This is a genomic window from Staphylococcus sp. GDY8P131P, assembly GCF_017891975.1.
GTDB lineage: Bacteria > Bacillota > Bacilli > Staphylococcales > Staphylococcaceae > Staphylococcus > Staphylococcus nepalensis.
In genome coordinates, this window is the sequence record NZ_JAESKF010000023.1 from 1 (window position 1) to 21,356 (window position 21,356).

Consider the following 21,356-nt stretch of genomic DNA (forward strand, 5'->3'; position numbering starts at 1 on the left):
ACAGAAAATAACCATTTTCTGTACACTCTTCTTTTATGTCTAAATAAGTAAGAATTACATAGGATTATGTGTTCATAAACCCAACAAAAAATCTATGTTCACAAAAGACCTTGTAATTAAGTTATGGTACACTGAAGGTGTATATAGGGGGTTTGTATTTTGAAAATAGGTTATGCAAGAGTTTCAACTGGATTACAAAATTTAAATTTACAGGAGGATCGATTAAATGCATATGGTTGTGAAAAGATATTTAACGACCATATGAGTGGTTCAAAAAGTAAAAGACCTGGTTTAGATAAAGCCATTGAATTTGCGAGGTCAGGAGATACGATTGTTGTTTGGAGATTAGATAGACTAGGACGTAATATGGAAGATTTAATCACATTAGTTAATGAGCTTAACGAACGAGGTGTAAGTTTCCATAGTTTAGAAGAAAATATAACGATGGATAAATCAAGTTCTACAGGGCAATTATTATTTCATTTATTCGCAGCATTTGCAGAATTTGAACGTAATTTAATTTTAGAGCGTTCTTCAGCTGGCCGAATTGCAGCACGTGCTAGAGGCCGATATGGAGGCAGACCAGAAAAATTAAATCAAAAAGATTTAAACTTACTTAAGACACTTTATGATAATGGCACGCCAATTAAGACAATTGCAGAACAGTGGCATGTTTCACGTACAACAATTTATCGTTACCTCAATAAATTGGAGGACAAGGAAGATGAAAAACAAGGAGAAGTATCTAACTAATTTTTCTGAAGCCAAACGTAAAAAAGCTACTCAAAAGTACAATATTATAAAACCTTTTATCCTAGGCGAACAATCTTTATCAAGTATTTCTAAAAGTAAAGGGATTGCGTTAAGCACCCTTTATAGGTATTCGATAATAGAAAAAGCAACGCATTTTAATATAGTGCGTTGCTTTTCTCATTTATTAGGTGAAGTCATTCTCATATATCAAGTAAAGTGACACATAATGTACCACTTAGTAGTGTGATGTTTAATATTTTTAAATCGTTTAACTAATACCATAAAAAAAATAATGTTGTAACATATTGAAGCAAGTATAGGAAGAAAATACATAAAATCTGTAATACCCATTGTTTTTAAAACCTGTTCTAACATAAAAACAACTCCTTATTAATATTTCAAGTTTACATTTTGCAATTCATTTAAATTTTGCACAAATGTTTCCATACTAATAACCACCTTTTAATCTTTGTGATAAGTTATATCAATAGTAATAATTTAATTGAATTTCTAATGGTTGTTTGTTAAATTATTTTTAAAAAATTCGTACGTATAGTTATCAAAACATGACTTTACTTCCGTTGCAGATAACTCATCATGAATATGATTCATCACCTTATTATATGCTTCTAAATATCTTATTGCGTGTTTGTATGAATCTATATCGGGATTACTAAGCACTTTTTTAAACACAAATGGTATCAAAGTAGATCTATATGTTTCATGAGGTACAAATAATTCATATTTCTTAGATAAACGTCTTATTTTTTTGAATGAATTTGTCCTTTGAAAAGCTTTATATAAAATTTCATTATGTGTTTTAGAACTATTTTCGCATAGATTAGTGAACTCTACTCTTGTTAATTCCTTTAATAAATCCAGAAACTTCTCCATGTTTTTTAGGTTATCGGACAATTTCATCATTATCTATCTCTTTACTTTTTCTTTTATTTATCTTCTAAATTTACTTTATTAACGTCGGTATAAAACTTTTTAAATATTCAAACCATATATATAATATAGGAATAGCAATCATAAGAAATCCAAAAGTAAGTCCCATGTTTGCAAAAACCTTATTTTCTTTTAACTTTGTTTGTAGTCGTAATAGACTTTTAGGCACATTATATTTAATTTCTTTTACACCTACTATATTTGTACCAATACTGATTTTGCTTTTGTTTTTTTGATATAAAACAATCGCATTAACCATATGATATATAGATAAATACATCATTGAAGGTATCAAAATAAATAAACCTATTAGCAGTAATACTGTGTTCAACGTATTCATATTATACTCCCCTTAGTTTTCTGTTTTGTTTACATAATGCCGGTTATCGGCACTAGCCGGTACGACGCCGTTTATAAGCCGTCACTTGTGAATTTCAAAAATTCGCCTTGTGAAGGCTTATTTGTTGCACGATACAACTTGTGAAATCCGGCTGGTTCACAATCTATACCACCTGTTTTCTCTCACCGGTAGGGCTCGGCCCTGTTCCACCTACAAAAACACCCAGAAATCACGCCGTTTTAAGCTGAAATCCGGGTTTTGAAAAATTTTCGGAGTGCGGTACCTCTCGGTGCCAAAAAAGCCTGTCCATAATCTTGACATCAGCGCCGTGTTCGAAGACGACCCGACTACCATTCCAGCCTGTAAAGACATTCTAGGCGAAGCAATTAATACGCTTAACGAAAAAAAAGGTAAAAGAAATTGTTGATGCCCGTGATTATTTACAGTGGAAAATTGACAACTATGATTCTCACATGATTGAATCCGAAAATAAATTATAGAAAACAAACGAGGTCCGGGCGATGATTGCCTGGACCTCGTTTATTCTTTTTGATTAAACTTTCGGGGTAGCTCCGGCCCCTCGCGGGGCTATCTAAAAACCACTCCAAAGTATTGACATTATTCCCAATATTTCATCTTATTTAATAAGAAACCATATTTATATAACAACATAAAACGCACTAAGTTATTTTATTGAACATATATCTTACTTTATCTATCCGACTATTTGGACGACGGGGCTGGCAAACAGGTTCACCGGTAGTAACATGGTACCCTTTTAACTCTGTTAAACAAACACTACGTCCATTTGTAAAGAAAGTTAAATCACTACGATATTCTTGAATACACCGAGCAGGGATTTCTCCACTAAGAATGACCTCATTATTTTTCAATTGAGTGTCTACGATGTTCGCACAATATTTAGGAGCATCGTTGTATGCTCGTGAAAGATATTCCTGTGGCGCATAAATTTTAAAACTAAGATATGGCTCTAACAATTCTGTTCCAGCTTTTTTTAAGACTTGTTCCAATACAATAGGAGCAAGCATCCGAAAATCTGCTGGGGTACTAACAGGGCTATAGTATAAGCCATACTTAAAACAGATTTTACAATCCGTCACATTCCAACCATATAATCCTTGTTCGCAACCATAGCGTATCCCTTCCATAACTGCATTTTGAAATGATTGATTTAAGTATCCAAGAGAAACCGAGCTCTCATACTGCATTCCACTTCCCAACGGAAGCGGTGATACAGATAAACCAATGGAAGCCCAGAAAGGATTTGGCGGCACTTCGATGTGAATGGTATATTCTGCATTTTTTAACGGTCTCTCCATATAAATGACTGTAGGCTCTTTTAGTTCTATCTCCACATGATACTTTTCTTGCAACAGTGCACTAATCACTTCCATTTGTACTTTCCCTAAGAAAGAAAGTATAATTTCATGTGTCGTAGAATCCACGTAATATCGTAGAAGCGGATCACTATCTGAGATTTCCAAAAGGGCATCAAGCAACATTTCTCTCTGTTCAGGTTTACTCGGTTCAACAGTTGTTTGTAGTAGAGGGTGCGGATTTTCAATCTTTTTTCTCTGTGGCAATAGTTTTGTATCTCCAAGAACACTATTTAACTTCAAAAACTCATTTTGCAAAATAACAATTTCTCCAGAATAAGCTCTATCAATCTTACATAATTCACCATTTATTGAAGTATACATTTCTGTAACTTTTATTTTTTCTTTTTCTGATACTCTAACCGAATCTCGTAAATGTAGTACTCCACTATAAAGGCGTATATATGCAAGACGTTGTCTTTTTTTTGTATATTCAATTTTGAAAACATTTCCGCAAAGTTCAGACGGACCTCGATGTGTTGATGAATAAAATTTATTCGTAATCACTTCTATAAGGTTATCAATCCCTATATTGTTTTTTGCACTTCCGTGATAAACAGGGAACAGGGAACAATTATGAAATCTTATGCTTTCCTCTTGTTCGAGTTCCAATGCTTCTAATGATTTACCGGACATATATTTCTCTAAAAGGTCATCGTTTCCCTCTATTACCGTATCCCATTGTTCAGATTCGGTAAAGTTCGTCACACACATATTAGGATACAGTTCTACCTTCTGTTTGATTACAATTTCGGCAGAAAGTTTCTCTTTAATATCCTGATAAACCGTTGATAAATCAATTCCATTTTGGTCAATCTTATTGATAAAAAAGATTGTGGGAATCCCCATTTTCCTAAGTGCATGAAATAATATACGAGTTTGTGCTTGTACGCCATCTTTTGCAGAAATCAGTAGAATTGCCCCATCTAAAACTGATAATGAACGATATACTTCTGCTAAGAAATCCATATGTCCTGGCGTGTCTATGATGTTCACCTTCGTATTTTCCCACTGAAAAGAGGTTATTCCTGTCTGAATTGTAATTCCTCTCTGAAGTTCTAAAAGCGTATTATCCGTCCTCGTTGTACCTTTGTCCACGCTTCCTAATTCTGTAATCGCTCCACTGTTATATAATAAGCTTTCTGTTAAGGTAGTTTTTCCTGCATCAACATGAGCTAAAACTCCAATATTAATAATTTTCATGTGATTTTCCTCCATTCAAAAACCCAAAAGGGCATAAAAATCCCAGTGATAANNTTATCACTGGGATTTTTATGCATAACCATAGGTATACAAAGCATACAGATATTCTCTGGATACTTTAGAATCACATGATAAAGGTATTCTTAAACTGGGTACAAAAAACTAAGCCCTCCTAAAAAAGGACATCTAATTATTTGTTCCCGCTATCAAATTTACAGTTTATTTAAGAATACCTTGCCGCATATTTATTAACTCCTTTTAAATAGTCACTTAAATAATAGCACGTAAGAGCATATTTGTAAAGGAATCTCCAATTTTTTATCAAAAAGAGTACATGATTACAAAGTATCTGTAATCATGTACCAATATTTGTTATTTTACAATCTTCCAATTATCTTGTTTTTCTAATATCAACTCAAATTGCGAGATTTGGGTTGCCTTTGTTTCTTGATCTAAATATTTCACAGCGACATTCACGATTACTTGGTTATCTTTTCTGGTAAAGATAGGATTCACCAATTCCTCGAAAACATATTCCTTGTTAATCATAGGTAACACATGATTACTTACATAGTAAGTCAATTCTTTTTCTGTGGCGGTAGGATAGAGCTGGAAGAACGTTTCTAAAAAGCTAATGATTTCGTCCATCGTTTCTGTATCTACTGTATGGTCACTTTCTAGCTGTTTGGGTTGGTAGTCCGATTTTTGAGGTTTCTTACTCATTGTCGGATTTTTGATAATAACCATATTATCTGATTCATCTATATGGACAACCACATGAAAGCTAGACGATATAGTTTCCTTGTCTTTGTCTTCGGTAATAACTTGTTCAACAGAAAACAGTACCTCAAAGGTGTTCTCATTCACTTGAGAAACCTGCCACACCTGTATATCGTTCACACTAGAACTAGTAGGAATATCCTTACGAATCATTTCTTCATTTAATACCTGCAATTCTTCCGTCAAATAATGGGTCAATTTCTCATTTCGTTTATCAATGGCTTCTTGGGATTGGAGAGCGTAAAATATCTTGTGTAAACGCACAAAAGATTTCTAAATTGTATAGAAATAGGGAATGCCTTCCCTTATGATATTTAGTAACCACAGAAAACATCACAGGAGGCATTCCCCATGAATGAACTTACCACAGAAATTATCGCTGCACTAGCCCAAAAACAAGATTTGGACGGTTCTGTTGCAAAGTTTTAAATAAAGAATAAAATCCCTTACGGTATCTATAATTTAAGCTGGGATTCCCAATAATACCTTGATTTCAGTACAGACCGAAAACCCGAAGAGAGTGCCTTCTTTTCGGGTTTTCTTATATAATCCTCGGATGGCTTCCATGCCTTTAATCGTGGGTGAGGCAGTGCGTAAACTTCGATAGAATTTATTGCGTCTCTTTACTGGACGATGGTCTTGTTCAATCAAATTATTCAGGTATTATTATATGGCGAAAAATATAAAAAACTAAGTGACAGTGCCAAATTAGGTTATGTGGTTTTGCGTGATCGTTTGGAATATTCATTGCAAAATAATTGGATAGATGATGAAGATAGAGTGTACTTTATTTTTACTAATCAAGAGCTTAACGATTTATTTGGGTGGGGAAACACTAAAATATCTAAGATTAAAAAAGAGCTTGAAGAAGCAGGACTTTTATTCCAAGTTAAGCAGGCGTTCGATCCAAAAAAAATGAAAAATCTACCCAAGGGGTCCCGAGCGCCTACGAGAAATTTGTATCGATAAGAAATAGATTTAAAAATTTCGCTGTTATTTTGTACATTTAACTTGACGGTGACATCTCTCTATTGTGAGTTATTAGTGGTACAGTTTTCAACCGTTTTAATTATAAAAAAGTGGTGCATTTTTAAATTGGCACAAACAGGTAACGGTTATTGCAGGTGTATTTCTTATCTATGGGTTTAACATGGATTTTATCATTAAAATCATGAGTATTGTCCGAGAGTGATTGGTCTTGCGTATGGTTAACCCTAAAGTTATGGAAATAAGACTTAGAAGCAAACTTAAGAGTGTGTTGATAGTGCATTATCTTAAAATTTTGTATAATAGGAATTGAAGTTAAATTAGATGCTAAAAATTTGTAATTAAGAAGGAGGGATTCGTCATGTTGGTATTCCAAATGCGTAATGTAGATAAAACATCTACTGTTTTGAAACAGACTAAAAACAGTGATTACGCAGATAAATAAATACGTTAGATTAATTCCTACCAGTGACTAATCTTATGACTTTTTAAACAGATAACTAAAATTACAAACAAATCGTTTAACTTCTGTATTTATTTACAGATGTAATCACTTCAGGAGTGATTACATGAACAAAAATATAAAATATTCTCAAAACTTTTTAACGAGTGAAAAAGTACTCAACCAAATAATAAAACAATTGAATTTAAAAGAAACCGATACCGTTTACGAAATTGGAACAGGTAAAGGGCATTTAACGACGAAACTGGCTAAAATAAGTAAACAGGTAACGTCTATTGAATTAGACAGTCATCTATTCAACTTATCGTCAGAAAAATTAAAACTGAATACTCGTGTCACTTTAATTCACCAAGATATTCTACAGTTTCAATTCCCTAACAAACAGAGGTATAAAATTGTTGGGAGTATTCCTTACCATTTAAGCACACAAATTATTAAAAAAGTGGTTTTTGAAAGCCATGCGTCTGACATCTATCTGATTGTTGAAGAAGGATTCTACAAGCGTACCTTGGATATTCACCGAACACTAGGGTTGCTCTTGCACACTCAAGTCTCGATTCAGCAATTGCTTAAGCTGCCAGCGGAATGCTTTCATCCTAAACCAAAAGTAAACAGTGTCTTAATAAAACTTACCCGCCATACCACAGATGTTCCAGATAAATATTGGAAGCTATATACGTACTTTGTTTCAAAATGGGTCAATCGAGAATATCGTCAACTGTTTACTAAAAATCAGTTTCATCAAGCAATGAAACACGCCAAAGTAAACAATTTAAGTACCGTTACTTATGAGCAAGTATTGTCTATTTTTAATAGTTATCTATTATTTAACGGGAGGAAATAATTCTATGAGTCGCTTTTGTAAATTTGGAAAGTTACACGTTACTAAAGGGAATGTAGATAAATTATTAGGTATACTACTGACAGCTTCCAAGGAGCTAAAGAGGTCCCTAGCGCCTACGGGGAATTTGTATCGATAAGGAATAGATTTAAAAATTTCGCTGTTATTTTGTACAATAAGGATAAATTTGAATGGTACCATAAACGACCGTTTATGGTACCATTTCATTTTCCTGCTTTTTCTAAATGTTTTTTAAGTAAATCAAGTACCAAAATCCGTTCCTTTTTCATAGTTCCTATATAGTTATACTTAATGAGTTATGGTACATTTAAATTATAAAATTAAGGAGGTTTTTTTATGATTTTTGGCTATGCTCGAGTGAGTACGGATGATCAAAATCTTAGTTTACAAATTGATGCACTTACTCATTATGGAATTGATAAATTATTTCAAGAAAAAGTAACTGGTGCGAAAAAAGACCGACCGCAATTAGAAGAAATGATCAACCTACTACGTGAAGGAGATTCTGTTGTCATTTACAAGTTAGATCGAATTTCACGATCAACTAAACATTTGATTGAACTTTCTGAATTATTTGAAGAACTTAGTGTCAATTTTATATCTATTCAAGATAACGTAGATACTTCAACGTCTATGGGAAGATTCTTTTTCCGAGTTATGGCTAGTTTAGCAGAACTTGAACGGGATATTATTATTGAACGAACTAACTCTGGTCTTAAGGCAGCCAGAGTCCGAGGAAAAAAAGGGGGCCGTCCAAGTAAAGGTAAGCTATCAATTGATTTAGCTTTAAAAATGTATGACAGCAAAGAGTATTCTATTCGTCAAATTCTTGATGCCTCTAAATTAAGCAAAACAACCTTTTACCGTTACCTCAATAAAAGGAATGCTTAAGATATGGCTATGAAAAGAATTTTAACTACTTCACAGCGTGAACAACTTCTTTCTGTAGACCACTTATCAGAAGAGGATTTTAAAGCGTATTTTAGTTTTTCTGATTATGATCTGGAGGTTATTAATCAACACCGTGGAAAGGTCAATAAACTAGGATTTGCGATACAACTTTGTTTGGCCCGGTATCCTGGGTGTTCTTTAAGTAATTGGCCGATTAAATCAACCAGACTAACTTCTTATGTGAGTCGACAGCTCCATCTTGATGCAATTGATTTAAATTCATATGATCATAGAAATACACGTGCAAATCACTTCAACGAGATCTTAGAAGTATTCAACTATCATCGATTCGGTAGTGCTAATACACAAAAACAGTTAATAGAATATTTAATTGAACTAGCTTTAGAAAATGATGACTCTATCTATCTAATGAAAAAAACAATTGATTTCTTAACTCGAAAAAGAATTATTTTTCCATCTATAGCTACACTTGAAGACATTATAAGCCGCTGTCGAGATAAAGCAGAAAACAACTTATTTTCAATATTGCTCTGTTCATTAACAGATATACAAATTGAAAAACTAGAGAGTTTGTTTCAAATTTATGAAGAGACGAAAATAACTAAACTCGCTTGGCTAAAAGACATTCCAGGTAAGGCAAATCCAGAAAGCTTTATGAGTATTTGTAAAAAAGTGGAAGTGATTGCTTCCATGGGACTCGGGACAATTAATGTCTCCCATATTAATCGGAACAGGTTTCTTCAGCTAGCTAGACTAGGGGAAAATTATGATGCATATGACTTCTCCCGTTTTGAGCTTGAAAAAAGATACTCTTTACTTATTGCTTTTTTAGTCAATCATCATCAATATCTGATCGATCAACTGATTGAGATTAATGACCGCATTTTAGCAAGTATTAAACGCAAAGGGACACGTGATTCACAAGAACAGTTAAAAGAAAAAGGAAAATTGGCTACTAAAAAATTGGAACATTATGCTTCTTTAATTGATGCTCTTCACTTTGCAAAAGATAATGATAGTAATCCTTTTGACGAAATTGAACGAATCATGCCTTGGGAAGATTTAGTACAAGATGGAGAAGAAGCTAAAAAAATTACAGGTAATAAAAATCATGGCTATTTAGAAATGGTTCGAAATAAAGCTAATTACCTCCGAAGATACACGCCAATGTTATTGAGGACCCTTTCGTTCAAAGCAACTCCGGCAGCAAATCCAGTCCTCATGGCCCTAACTCAACTAACTGATTTACACAATAGTGGTAAAAGAAAAATACCGGCAGATACTTCTACTGATTTTGTGAGTAAAAAATGGAAAAGCCTTGTTCGGCCAGAAGAGGGGAAAATAGATCGGTCTTACTATGAGTTAGTAGCTTTCACCGAGCTAAAGAACAATATTCGATCAGGAGATATTTCAGTTGAAGGAAGTATGATCCATCGAAATATTGATGATTACTTAGTTGATTTATCTGCTTGTATTGATTCAGAAACTATTCCAGACACGTTTGAGGACTATTTAAAGGATCGGGAAATAATTTTAGATTTACAGCTTCAATTTTATTCGACAGTTGATAAGAGAATTTCAAGAGCAAACCTTAAAAAGTTGGAAAAAGTTACACCTAGCGAAGCAGAAATATATAGAAAAAAACTTTATTCAATAATTCCTAAGATAAGGCTTAGTGATCTTTTAATTGAGGTGGACAGTTGGACCAACTTTTCACAAGAATTTAGTCATGATTCTACAGGGAAACCGCCGAGTGAACAAGAAAGAAAAATTATTTTTGCTGCTTTGCTGGGTTTAGGGATGAATATTGGTCTTGAAAAAATGGCCCAATCAACTCCTGGAATTTCTTATTCTCAGTTAGCCAATGCCAAACAATGGCGCTTTTATAAAGAAGCTCTGACTCGTGCTCAATCTGTTTTGGTTAATTATCAGTTAAAGCTTCCTGTTGCAGACTTTTGGGGTGAAGGAAAAACCACTGCTTCAGACGGAATGCGCGTCCCAGTGGGCGTCTCAGCTCTAAAATCCGATGTTAATCCACATTACAAAAGTATGGAAAAAGGAGCTACAATGATTCGATCAATAAATGATAGGCATACGACTCATCATATCGAGGTTGCTTCAACTAATACAAGGGAAGCTACTCATACCCTTGATGGCCTACTTTATCATGAAACAGATCTAGATATTGAGGAACATTTTACTGATACAAATGGGTATTCTGATCAGGTGTTTGGAATGACCGCATTACTAGGCTTTGATTTTGAACCTCGCATCAGAAATATAAAAAAATCACAATTATTTTCTATCAAATCACCTTCCTACTACCCTAACTTATCAGAAGATATAAGCGGAAAAATCAATGTAAAAATTATTGAAGAAAACTATGATGAAATTAAACGAATCGCCTATTCGATTCAAACAGGAAAAGTATCTAGTTCTTTACTATTAGGAAAGCTAGGCTCATACGCACGTAAGAATAGAGTAGCTCTTGCACTGAGAGAACTAGGTCGCATTGAAAAGAGCATTTTTATGATAGATTATATTACAGATAGTGAGCTACGGCGAAGGATCACTCATGGACTAAATAAGACAGAAGCGATTAATGCTTTAGCTAGAGAACTATTTTTTGGGCGACGCGGAAAATTTATGGAGCGCGATATTCGCCGACAACTTCAAAGTGCTAGTGCGCTTAATGTGTTAATAAATGCAATAAGTATATGGAACGCCGTCTACTTACAAGCAGCTTATAATTATCTCGTCAAAATAGATCCCGAAGTAACTAAGTATATGAAGCATGTATCTCCTATTAATTGGGAGCATATCACTTTTCTTGGAGAGTATAAATTTGACTTGTTATCTATTCCTAAACACTTAAGAGAATTGAATATAAAAAATAAATAGGCCTTGAAACATTGGTTTAGTGGGAATTTGTACCCCTTATCGATACAAATTCCCACTAAGCGCTCGGGACCCCTAATACCTGTTTCACTAATGAAGGTTTTTAGTAATTAATTATTATTATAGCTTTCTAAGATATAAGGTTTTGCTTTTTCAAAATCATTATTATCTTTTATAGTAATAGATAAATTTCCAGTTCCATAATGACCAATATTAGTTACATCACGAGTGAAGCCTTTTTCTAATTTCACGCAATCTAAATTAACTTTTATATAAAGAAGTATTTTATTTTGAAAAGGTAATACTTCTATACACGCGAAATTTTTAATTCTTTTAAATGCAATATAAAATTTTAACTCTTTAACTTGGACATCGTCACTTAAAGCTAAAAGATAATTATATATTTCATTATATAAATCATTAATTTGCTGATTTGCTTTATTAATATTTTCGGAAATAATTGAAGTATCCTTATCAAAATCAGGGTTTGTTTTTTTATTTATAATTGTTTTTTCTTTATGTAAAGTTGAAGCGTTTACTAAATCTAACATAAATAGGTTTTCTTCAAATTGTTTATATCTATATAATTCAATATTTCTATTTATTTGCTGTACGGCATGTGCATCATATTTTGTGAATCCGCCTGCTATACATAATAATCTAGGTGTTTGCCAATCGATTTTGTCAGCATAATTCGTATTTAACTTTTTCATCACAAGTAATTCAAATTCTGCTTTATGATCCATTAACCAATCTAAATAAAAAAGGCCTTGATTAATTACATTTTCATTTGTTGCTCTTTTATATTCTAAAATAACAGGAGAATAATTCTCATCAATACCTAAGGTATCGATTCTTCCAGCATGTTTTTTACCTGTAGAATACTCAGATGCGAGGAACGAAATGCCCAATAGATTTTCAGAATTATTTTCTATTACGGTTTGAAGAGATTTTTCTATAGCCATTGATTCTCCATATAATTCATATGCTATTTCGTTATTCAGTTTAAATAATTTTACATCTCCCATGTATACTCCCCTTTATTTAATAAAACATATAGTTAACATAATAGGACTTTATCAGTATTAGATAAACATTCTCTGTAGTAAACCATTTTTTCGTTGTTTTAATACCTCAATTTTATTGTATTGTTTTCTTATTAACTTATCTAATTTATTTAAGAATACTCCTATTTTTCTTTGTTCCTCAATACTTGGTAGAGAAATTTTTATAGAATAAAACAACTCTAAATTTAAATTACGTCTAACGATACTTGCTCCTTGTTCAGAAGCTTGTGCATATTCATAAATATATCGAGGAGTTTTTAATAAATCTTTTGCAAAATTAATATCAAATTGATGACTTAAATTATATATTCTATAAGACGGTGAAACTATACCTATATCAAAACGTTGGTTAAAATTAATATTTCCTAACCATAAGTTTTGAGGACTTAATACTAATTGGTTCAACCGTAAAATTTTATATCCTGTACTATCTTTACTACCAATCTGCTTTTTGAAATACTCTTCTTGAGATAATAAACCATTTTTAGTAGAAGAAAGTAACACATATTGATTATTAGATGTTGTTCTTTCATTTACTTCATTTATTAAATCACCTAATTTTTCATTTTCCCAATTAGGATAATCATTTCCATTGTCATCTCTAAATCTTAACTCTTGAGAAAAAATCTTTTGCATATATCCCTTTTTCTGTTCTTCTAATTTCGCTAACTTTTGTTCCTCTAATTCAATTTGACGGTCAAGTTTGCTAAAAAAATCACTGATTTTTTTTTGTTCTACAGAATGAGGCATATATATTTTTTGAGACTTCACTAATTCGGAATTTAAATTCACTTGACTGCCTGGTTGCCCATATTTTTTCCATTTAGGTCTATACGCGTCAAGCCATTGATACATAAACTCAATGTCAAATAATGGTTTAAGAAAAATTAAAAAACCATCGTGTACTCCAGTTTTAACATAATTAATAACAGGTTTACCTACAGATGCCGCAATACTTAGTAATAGATGTTTACTATGCAAAACTCTAGTCTTTTTTTGGCCATCTTTAGATATTTTTTGTTCTAATTTTGTAATTTTTCCGTTTTGTTCAGTTACATCTGAAATTCTAAGCCATCCTATATCAGAATTAATGTCAAACCATCTAGGGTCGCTTATTGGTCTCGGAGATGAACCTCTAACAATTTCTGCTAATTCTCCTAATTTTAATTTGCTCCACCCTTCTTTAAACTCTGGGAACCTCAATTCAGGTACATTCTTAATTTCATTAGTCATGTTTTAACACTCCTAATTCTTTAAGGTAACTATTAATTTCTTGTTCTACTTCGACAATTTCATCGTCAATTTGATTTAAATCTTTTTGAACTCGTTCTAAATCAATAGGTTCTTCTTCTTCAAATGTATCGACATATCTTGGAATATTAAGGTTATAATCATTTTCTGCAATTTCTTCTAAACTTGCCGCATAACTATATTTATCTATTGTTTCTCGGTTTTTATATGTTTCAACGATTTTTTCAACATCTTCGGTTGTTAAATGATTTTGATTTTTTCCTTTTTCAAATGATTGCGATGCATCAATAAACAACACATTTTCATCATCTTCACGACACTTTTTAAAGACAAGTATACTTGTTGGTATCGATGTACCGAAGAATAAGTTGGACGGTAATCCAATAATTGCGTCTAAATAATTTTTCTCTTTAATTAAGTATTCGCGAATGACACCTTCAGCTGCACCACGGAATAATACACCATGTGGTAAAACGACAGCCATTGTCCCATTATCATCTAGGTGATAAATCATATGTTGTATAAATGCAAAATCTGCTTTTGATTTAGGTGCTAATTTACCATAATTACTAAAGCGTGGATCTTCTAAGAATTGTGGATCAGAACTCCATTTCGCACTATAAGGTGGATTTGCAACCACAGCTTCAAAACGTTCGTCTGAAATAGCCGGATCTTCTATCGTATCTCCATTTTCAATCTTAAAATTCGCATAGTTAACATCATGTAACAACATGTTCATACGAGCTAAGTTATACGTTGTACTATTGTACTCTTGACCATAATATTGACGTACATTAGCTTCACGCCCAACACGAAGGAGTAATGAACCTGAACCACATGTAGGGTCATAAACGCTCTTAATATCTTTCTTATTGGCGGTTACAATTTTAGCTAAAATTGTTGAAACTTGTTGCGGTGTATAGAATTCTCCAGCTTTTTTACCTGAACTTGCTGCGAATTGACCAATTAAGTACTCATAAGCATCACCTAACATATCAATCTCCATATCACTATGAACAAAAGGTAATGTAGATATCTTCATCATTACTTTTGAAATCAATTTTGTACGTGCAGCATTAGAGTTGCCCAAACGTGAAGAATTAAGGTCTAAATCATCAAATAAGTGAATAAAGTCATCTTCACTATCATGACCCCGTGTAGAATTTTCTATGTTTTTAATGGCATTACTCAGGTCTTCCATTTCAAAAACTTGTTTCTCAATTTTTTTAACTAAGTGACTAAATAGATATTGGGGTTCAATCACATAACCGATACGTGAAATAAATTCTTGTTCTAAGACGGGTCTATAATCTTCATCTGCCATCGCCGTTTCATAATCTATATTGTCTTCAGCTAAGAGTATTTGTGCTTGTTCTTCAATTTTTTCACTTAAGAAACGATAAAAAATCATACCTAAGATATAGTTTTTAAACTCGTTGGCATCCATATTGCCCCGTAAGTCATCAGCGATAGACCATAGATTTTTTTGTAATTCAGCTTGTTGTTGGCGTTGTTTTTCCGTAATAGACATTTAATTGTCCTCCTTGAATAAAATGTTGGATAAGAATTGCTTTTTTAACCGACTTTGTCTTTGTTTTAATATGTTTAATTGTTTTTCTTTAATACCAATTTGCCCAATCAACTGTTGTCGTTCAATGGAAGGTAAGGTAATATAGAGAGATTTTAACTGTTGATGGGTTAGTTTTTTTATTGTTGAGCCACCTTGCATATATTGCTTATATTGTGATTGTACCTCTGGTGCTAGTTGAAACCAATAGACTAAAAAAGCAGGTTCCAATAAGTCTGAAGTAACTTCTATTTTTGTATAGTTATAAGGTAAAATTGAACCGTCGTGTCTTGCGCTCACTAAGGTACACTGACCTGTCATCATACTTATGACAATATCATCTTTACGTACAACGGTTGCTCTTGATGTATCTTTTAATTTGATGACTCTAGGTTGATATGTATCATCTATGGTTAACCCTAAATCTATATCTAACATATTTTGATCGTATACCATATAACGATGCCCCAGGTCGCTCTCATCAACTTCTAAGCGCTGTATTAATGTGCCACTTTGATAATTAACATAATCTTTTAACATACCCAACCTCCTGTAGTTATGTTTTTCTACAAAACAAATATAGCATGACTTTAAAATAAAAGCAAGTGTAGTTTTAAAAAACTACACTTGCCTTACATTAAACACTATATTTTTTAACCATATCTTTGATAAATGATTTAACACGCTTTATTTTTTTAGTACGTATTAAAAGACCGCCCGAAACGCCTTCTTCAATTAAGTTATTATTTAAATGACCACTAAATTCAAATTCCTTAACTAACGATTTCAATAATTCTAACGGATAATCGGTTTCCTCAGAAAATTGTTCCAGCTCTCCGACCTTCACTTTAGATTCATAATTATAATAAGCATCATCAATTGAATCACCTTCATTTAAGTTCGGTACGACTTTATCTAGGAATGTTCGAATTAAATCGGATTTCAATCTCAATTGGTCATCATCAGCTTTATCAAGCACTTTACGAATCTCTTTAATATCTTTTTCTTGTTGTTCTGTATCACTTAAATCAATTTGATTTAATAAATCTAAAATATACTGAACATTAATCAAATCATTTCGTAAAATCTCAATATTAAAATCAATATTGTCTAATATAGATTCTCCCTCTACAGTTTCTTTATCAGGTCGCATCACTTTATCATAGATATCTAAATATTTACCTTTATAATCTTCATATGTTTGTTCATCAATACCTAACGTTTCCTTATCAAATACAAATTCATCAAACGTTTTTAACTTTTGCATATGCTTGGCTAACTCGCGATATGCAATAACAAAGTCACGCTGATCTTCTTCTCTTTCTAATTGGTCTACGGCTTGAGGTGTTTCAGCTAATTCAAATAGTTCAATCAGAGCCTGTTTAAATTTCGTTAAGTACGCTTGGAACGATAAGCTCAATACCGTATCTGTATTGTCTGTTTTAGAGAAAAGCTCAATAGCCTCATCCGTTTTTTCTTTTAAGTTTCTATAAGCAACAATGTTTCCATAGGGTTTCGTTGGCTCTTCCACACGATTGGTACGTGAGTAGGCTTGAATAAGCGTATGATGCTGTAAATTACGATCAACATATAACGTATTCAATTTTTTACTATCAAAGCCTGTTAAGAACATATCGACAACGATAAGAATATCTAATTTTTGATCGGGTAATCCTTTTTTGACACGGTTTGATACATCATTGAAGTAACCATCAAACGTATCCGTTGAGAAATTTTTATCAAAGGTCTCATTATACGTTTGAATGATACCTTCTAATATATCTCTTCTTGTTTGTTCATCCATCGTATCCTCTATGGCTTCATTATCTTGATAACTGAATATTGTCGTGACATTAAAATTATGTACACCTTGTTTCTTCAATTTTTGGAAAACACGATAATATTGAATTGCCATTGGAATACTTTGAACGGTCAACATACCTGTGTACATTTGATCACGTGTTTTTTTATTATGATTCGTAATAATATGTTCTGCTACTTTTTGAACACGTTCGTCTGCCATCCATATTTCAGCTTCATTAATTTTATTAACATAACCATCTTCGATAATTTTTTCACTACGGTCAAACGTATTCATATATTCAACAGAAAAACCTAGCACGTTACCATCTCTAATCGCATCTTTGATTAGATAATGGTGTAGACATTCTCCAAAAATATCCGCAGTCGCGCGCCCATCTTGACTCGCATTCTCTTCAAATCTAGGTGTTCCCGTAAAACCAAAGTATTGGGCGTTTCCGAAATGTTGTCTGATGATACGGTGCATTGAACCAAATTGTGTTCGATGGCATTCGTCAATAATAAAAACGACTTTATCTTCTTTATAACGTTCCATTACTGGATGTCCTGATTTAATCGCATTATCCATTTTTTGAATCGTCGTAATAATTAGTTTCCGTGTAGGATCATCCATTTGTTTGAGTAACTTTTTAGTATTGAATGTCCTATCAACAGAATCTGACTCAAACTTATTAAATTCCCCTAAAGTTTGACCATCTAGGTCTTTACGATCGACTAAAAATATAACTTTCTTAATATCTGGTTCTTGCGCTAAGATTTGACTTGCTTTAAACGATGTGAGGGTTTTACCACTCCCTGTTGTATGCCAAATATAACCATTGTTATTTGTTTCTATAGCTCGATTTAACAAAGCCTCTACAGCATAGACTTGATACGGTCTTAAAGCCATTAATATTTTATCTGTTTCATTAATAATCATATAACGGCTAATCATTTTAGCAATATGGCAAGGTTCTAAAAAGGATTCAATAAAATCTTTAAGCACATTAATGCGATCATTTTTTTCATCGCTCCAATAAAACATATGACTTTTCATGATTTTTTGATCGCTATTCGCGTAGTAGCGCGTTTCCATTTTATTACTCACTACAAACATTTGTATGAATCTAAATAGCCCCGTATAGTTTTGACGACGATAGCGTTCAATTTGATTAAAAGCTTCTGTAATCGCAACACCACTACGTTTAAGTTCAATTTGAACCAAAGGTAATCCATTAATTAAAACAGTTACATCATAACGACTTTTGTGTGTATCATTCACGCTCACCTGATTTGTGACTTGAAATGTATTTTGACACCACTTTTTTATATTCATTAAGCTAAGATAAACTTTTGTTTCATCGTCACGTTCTAGTACATATTTATCTCTTAATATTTGAGCACTTTCAAATACGCTTTTATCACTGATATCAATCATGATACGTTTAAACTCACTATCTGATATAGGCGTACCCTCTAATTTATCTGCATTTCGTTCATTTAAAATACGTCTGAAATTCTCTTTTAATTGTGTTTCGTTACGCAATGATACACGCTCATACCCCAAATCTTGTAGCTGTTTAACTACATTTTCTTCTAAATCATATTCACTTTGGTATCCCAATTTAATCGCTCCACCCTATCAATCTTTAATATAACTAAATAATAACATATAAGAAAGCTTATATATGATGAGTAATGATGCTCAACACTATAATTGCTATTATATTTTATGATATATATATAATTATTTATCTTATACCAACCATTTACATAATCGATGATTATCAGAAGTTCTAGCATAAAAAAGCACTACAAGTTCATGAGCTTGTAGCGCTTTTTATTGTGTTAATTACCAAACAACCGACTCCAGAAACCTTTTTTAGGTGGTTTTTCTTCCTTATCTTCGTATTCACTATCTATTTCTACGAATTGTTTATCGTCTATTGTGGATGGTTCTTCATTGAGGTTTTCATTCTCTTTCTCTTCAGGTATATCTTTATGCTGCACCTCTGTAGGCTGTTCCCATTCTTGTTGTTGATCAGTATCTTTAGACTCTCCAGTAAATGTTGCTTCTTGTACATTAACACTTTGTCTCTCATTAACAGACGTATCAAAAGAATAATTAAGTCGTCTTTCTTCCTCTAATTGATCTTCTAATTTTTTAATCTTTTTATTACTTTCTAATGCTAATACTTGTTGATTTTCAAGCAATTTCGACCTTTCTTGCAACTCTTTTCTGTAAAATTCAATTGTTGTTTCATGACGACTTTCTTGCTTTTCAATTTGATTATTCAAAGTATCAATCTGGTTTTTAAGAATCTCCACTATTTGAGCATCAGTTTTAGATTCAACGTCAATATTATCTGGGTCTTTTTTTTGTTTACTTTCAGCAACATTTTCAAATCCATATTTCTTCTTATTTTTATTTACTCTTTGAACTATTTTTTCTATGTCGCTATCTTCTTTAATAAACGAAGTGTTTTCCTGTTTTATTGTTTCTATATTCAATCTTTTAATATTATTAAAAATTGTTTGCTTACTAACTTCTAATTCTTCACTCAAAGCTTTCACGCTTCTCATATCATCAACCCTTTTATAAAATGTTTATCAACCCTTTATAAAACAGTATAAACTCATAAAGCTTGGTAATAAAGTAATTACAATATTAAAACACGGTTCCCGTCAATCGTTTCATCAAAGGTTCATAAAGGGTTGATGGTTTTTATCAAAGGTTTATAAAGGGTTTATAAACCTTTGATAAGTCTGTATTTTCCCTTTTATAAGGTTGTTCAAAGTGATATAATAACCTTAACATGACAAAACCCCAACTACTGGTAATAGTCGGGGTTTGGTGATAAAACGTTGCAGCACGTTTATAAATCTTTTGATATCTGTATTATATACAACTATATCATCAAAGTGCAAGCAGAAAATTTATGTGTTCTTGTAATGTTTTATTACCTCTATCCAAAACTTTAATAGGAAAGGGGTTTTTATTATGCCTAGAAAAAATATAAAAAATCAAGCCAATCAAAATTTCTATATGCTACATAAAGTTTTATTTATCAACGAAAAATATAAAAAGCTAAGTGATAGTGCTAAAGTTACCTATGCAATTCTTAATGATAGAGTTAGTTTATCTATTAAAAATAATTGGATAGATCAAAATGGAGATATATACTTTATTTTTACTAATGAAAATCTTCAAGAAGTGTTAGATAAAAGTAAAAATACAATAACTAAAATAAAAAAAGAGTTACAAGAGGTTGGTTTACTGGAACAAGTTAAAACCGGGTTTAATCGACCGAACAAACTATATCTTCATGAAATAGAAACGAATATAACTATTGAAAAAGAAATACAAAATAGTACTTCGAACGATGACGAATCGAGTGATATCAAGGACTCCCAAATAATGGGACTCCAGAATCCCAAACAATGGGACTCCAGAATCCCAAATGATGGGACTCCAGAATCCCAAAACTTAGACCCTAATGATACTGAATTTAGTAATACTAATTATATAGAGACTGAGAACAATGATACGAATGATTTGAATGATACATCTAACAATATTTCTGAAAACGCTCATTCGAATCATACAAATCATCAACAAACTGAATTTAATAATGATGCCTTAAAATTCCAAGTGCTTGAAGAATTGCCACAACAAATCAAAGATTACTTAAGTAATTTTGAAATTAGAGAAATTCGTATTATTAAAAGTGTTTTACTTAAAGGAAAAAAATCATTTAATAATGCTCATGATACATATTACCGTTTAGAAGACGTGGAGTTCGAACTTGTCAGTGTCTTAAAACGATTTAAAGCGATGTTGCTACAGAAAAATGAAACGGTTGAAGCTATGCAGGGTTATTTGATGCAATCGATTAAAGCTGAACTTGAAGAAATACATGCACTGTATCTGCGCCGTCAAAACATGACTAAGTACAATATCTTTAACGAATAATTCAAATGATTTTACAGCAATCAAAGAAAACTCTAAATATTCGGTTAAGTCATCTGATTTTTTAACTGATGATGATGAAAGAAATCAAGAAATCGTGAATGACTTGGAAAAAGGTTTATACCGAAAACGTATGTTGAGTTATGGTGGATTGC

Annotated in this window: 17 protein-coding genes and 5 pseudogenes; 10 read left to right on the forward strand and 12 right to left on the reverse strand. The window is 32.3% G+C overall.

Annotated features, from left to right (window positions below; genetic code table 11):
• The first annotated feature begins 159 nt into the window (after positions 1-159).
• Entirely contained in the window at positions 160-753 is a 594-nt protein-coding gene (locus KA894_RS13810; protein WP_210134011.1) for a recombinase family protein, read from the forward strand.
• Positions 725-886: pseudogene (locus KA894_RS13815) on the forward strand (Mu transposase C-terminal domain-containing protein); the annotation flags it as partial. The gene KA894_RS13810 and the pseudogene KA894_RS13815, both read left to right, overlap by 29 nt.
• Before the next feature lie 377 nt (positions 887-1,263).
• Here the strand turns inward: KA894_RS13815 and KA894_RS13820 are convergent.
• From KA894_RS13820 to KA894_RS13845, 6 genes and pseudogenes are all read right to left on the reverse strand, one after another.
• On the reverse strand, positions 1,264-1,677 hold the full coding sequence (locus tag KA894_RS13820) for a hypothetical protein (protein WP_210134012.1): 414 nt from the start codon (positions 1,675-1,677) through the stop codon (positions 1,264-1,266).
• A gap of 40 nt (positions 1,678-1,717) precedes the next feature.
• A complete protein-coding gene (locus KA894_RS13825) occupies positions 1,718-2,044 on the reverse strand; it encodes a hypothetical protein (RefSeq protein ID WP_194378976.1) in 327 nt (108 codons plus the stop codon).
• Between the two features lie 680 nt (positions 2,045-2,724).
• Entirely contained in the window at positions 2,725-4,644 is a 1,920-nt protein-coding gene (gene tet(M), locus KA894_RS13830) for a tetracycline resistance ribosomal protection protein Tet(M) (RefSeq protein WP_194378975.1), read from the reverse strand.
• Complete coding sequence (locus KA894_RS13835; protein WP_430977938.1) at positions 4,641-4,742, reverse strand: hypothetical protein; 102 nt, start codon at positions 4,740-4,742, stop codon at positions 4,641-4,643. Before KA894_RS13835 ends, tet(M) begins: the two co-directional genes overlap by 4 nt.
• A 274-nt stretch (positions 4,743-5,016) precedes the next feature.
• Positions 5,017-5,664 (reverse strand): annotated as a pseudogene (locus KA894_RS13840) (conjugal transfer protein); the annotation flags it as partial.
• Between the two features lie 222 nt (positions 5,665-5,886).
• Positions 5,887-6,087 (reverse strand): annotated as a pseudogene (locus KA894_RS13845) (hypothetical protein); the annotation flags it as partial.
• On the opposite strand from KA894_RS13845, the gene KA894_RS13850 reads away from it, so the two are divergent.
• From KA894_RS13850 to KA894_RS13870, 6 genes and pseudogenes are all read left to right on the forward strand, one after another.
• Positions 6,058-6,393, forward strand: a complete 336-nt coding sequence (locus KA894_RS13850; protein ID WP_245337222.1) for a replication initiator protein A — start codon at positions 6,058-6,060, stop codon at positions 6,391-6,393. The pseudogene KA894_RS13845 and the gene KA894_RS13850 overlap by 30 nt on opposite strands.
• Positions 6,394-6,640: 247 nt before the next feature.
• A pseudogene (locus tag KA894_RS14820) lies at positions 6,641-6,724 on the forward strand (MLS leader peptide); the annotation flags it as partial.
• A gap of 48 nt (positions 6,725-6,772) precedes the next feature.
• A complete protein-coding gene (locus tag KA894_RS13855) occupies positions 6,773-6,856 on the forward strand; it encodes a 23S rRNA methyltransferase attenuation leader peptide (protein ID WP_001814874.1) in 84 nt (27 codons plus the stop codon).
• Positions 6,857-6,980: 124 nt separating this feature from the next.
• Entirely contained in the window at positions 6,981-7,718 is a 738-nt protein-coding gene (gene erm(B), locus KA894_RS13860; RefSeq protein WP_002292226.1) for a 23S rRNA (adenine(2058)-N(6))-methyltransferase Erm(B), read from the forward strand.
• Positions 7,719-8,072: 354 nt separating this feature from the next.
• A complete protein-coding gene (locus KA894_RS13865; RefSeq protein WP_000576156.1) occupies positions 8,073-8,627 on the forward strand; it encodes a recombinase family protein in 555 nt (184 codons plus the stop codon).
• A gap of 3 nt (positions 8,628-8,630) precedes the next feature.
• Complete coding sequence (locus KA894_RS13870) at positions 8,631-11,549, forward strand: Tn3 family transposase (RefSeq protein ID WP_001240982.1); 2,919 nt, start codon at positions 8,631-8,633, stop codon at positions 11,547-11,549.
• Between the two features lie 107 nt (positions 11,550-11,656).
• Here KA894_RS13870 and KA894_RS13875 read toward each other — a convergent pair whose 3' ends face one another.
• The 6 genes from KA894_RS13875 to KA894_RS13900 form a co-directional block, all read right to left on the reverse strand.
• Positions 11,657-12,574: a DUF5655 domain-containing protein gene (locus KA894_RS13875; protein ID WP_065339209.1), complete on the reverse strand. Its 918-nt coding sequence runs from the start codon at positions 12,572-12,574 to the stop codon at positions 11,657-11,659.
• 57 nt (positions 12,575-12,631) lie between these two features.
• Entirely contained in the window at positions 12,632-13,846 is a 1,215-nt protein-coding gene (locus KA894_RS13880) for a restriction endonuclease subunit S (protein ID WP_210134014.1), read from the reverse strand.
• Complete coding sequence (locus KA894_RS13885) at positions 13,839-15,395, reverse strand: type I restriction-modification system subunit M (protein WP_210134015.1); 1,557 nt, start codon at positions 15,393-15,395, stop codon at positions 13,839-13,841. Before KA894_RS13885 ends, KA894_RS13880 begins: the two co-directional genes overlap by 8 nt.
• Entirely contained in the window at positions 15,396-15,971 is a 576-nt protein-coding gene (locus tag KA894_RS13890) for a restriction endonuclease subunit S (RefSeq protein WP_210134016.1), read from the reverse strand.
• A 97-nt stretch (positions 15,972-16,068) separates the two neighbouring features.
• Entirely contained in the window at positions 16,069-18,855 is a 2,787-nt protein-coding gene (locus tag KA894_RS13895; protein ID WP_210134017.1) for a type I restriction endonuclease subunit R, read from the reverse strand.
• Between the two features lie 224 nt (positions 18,856-19,079).
• Positions 19,080-19,814 (reverse strand): DUF536 domain-containing protein, encoded by a 735-nt coding sequence (locus KA894_RS13900; protein ID WP_210134018.1) that lies wholly within the window; start codon positions 19,812-19,814, stop codon positions 19,080-19,082.
• A 418-nt stretch (positions 19,815-20,232) separates the two neighbouring features.
• On the opposite strand from KA894_RS13900, the gene KA894_RS13905 reads away from it, so the two are divergent.
• Both KA894_RS13905 and KA894_RS13910 read left to right on the forward strand, forming a co-directional pair.
• Entirely contained in the window at positions 20,233-21,204 is a 972-nt protein-coding gene (locus tag KA894_RS13905; protein WP_210134019.1) for a replication initiator protein A, read from the forward strand.
• A gap of 13 nt (positions 21,205-21,217) precedes the next feature.
• Positions 21,218-21,356: pseudogene (locus KA894_RS13910) on the forward strand (protein rep); the annotation flags it as partial.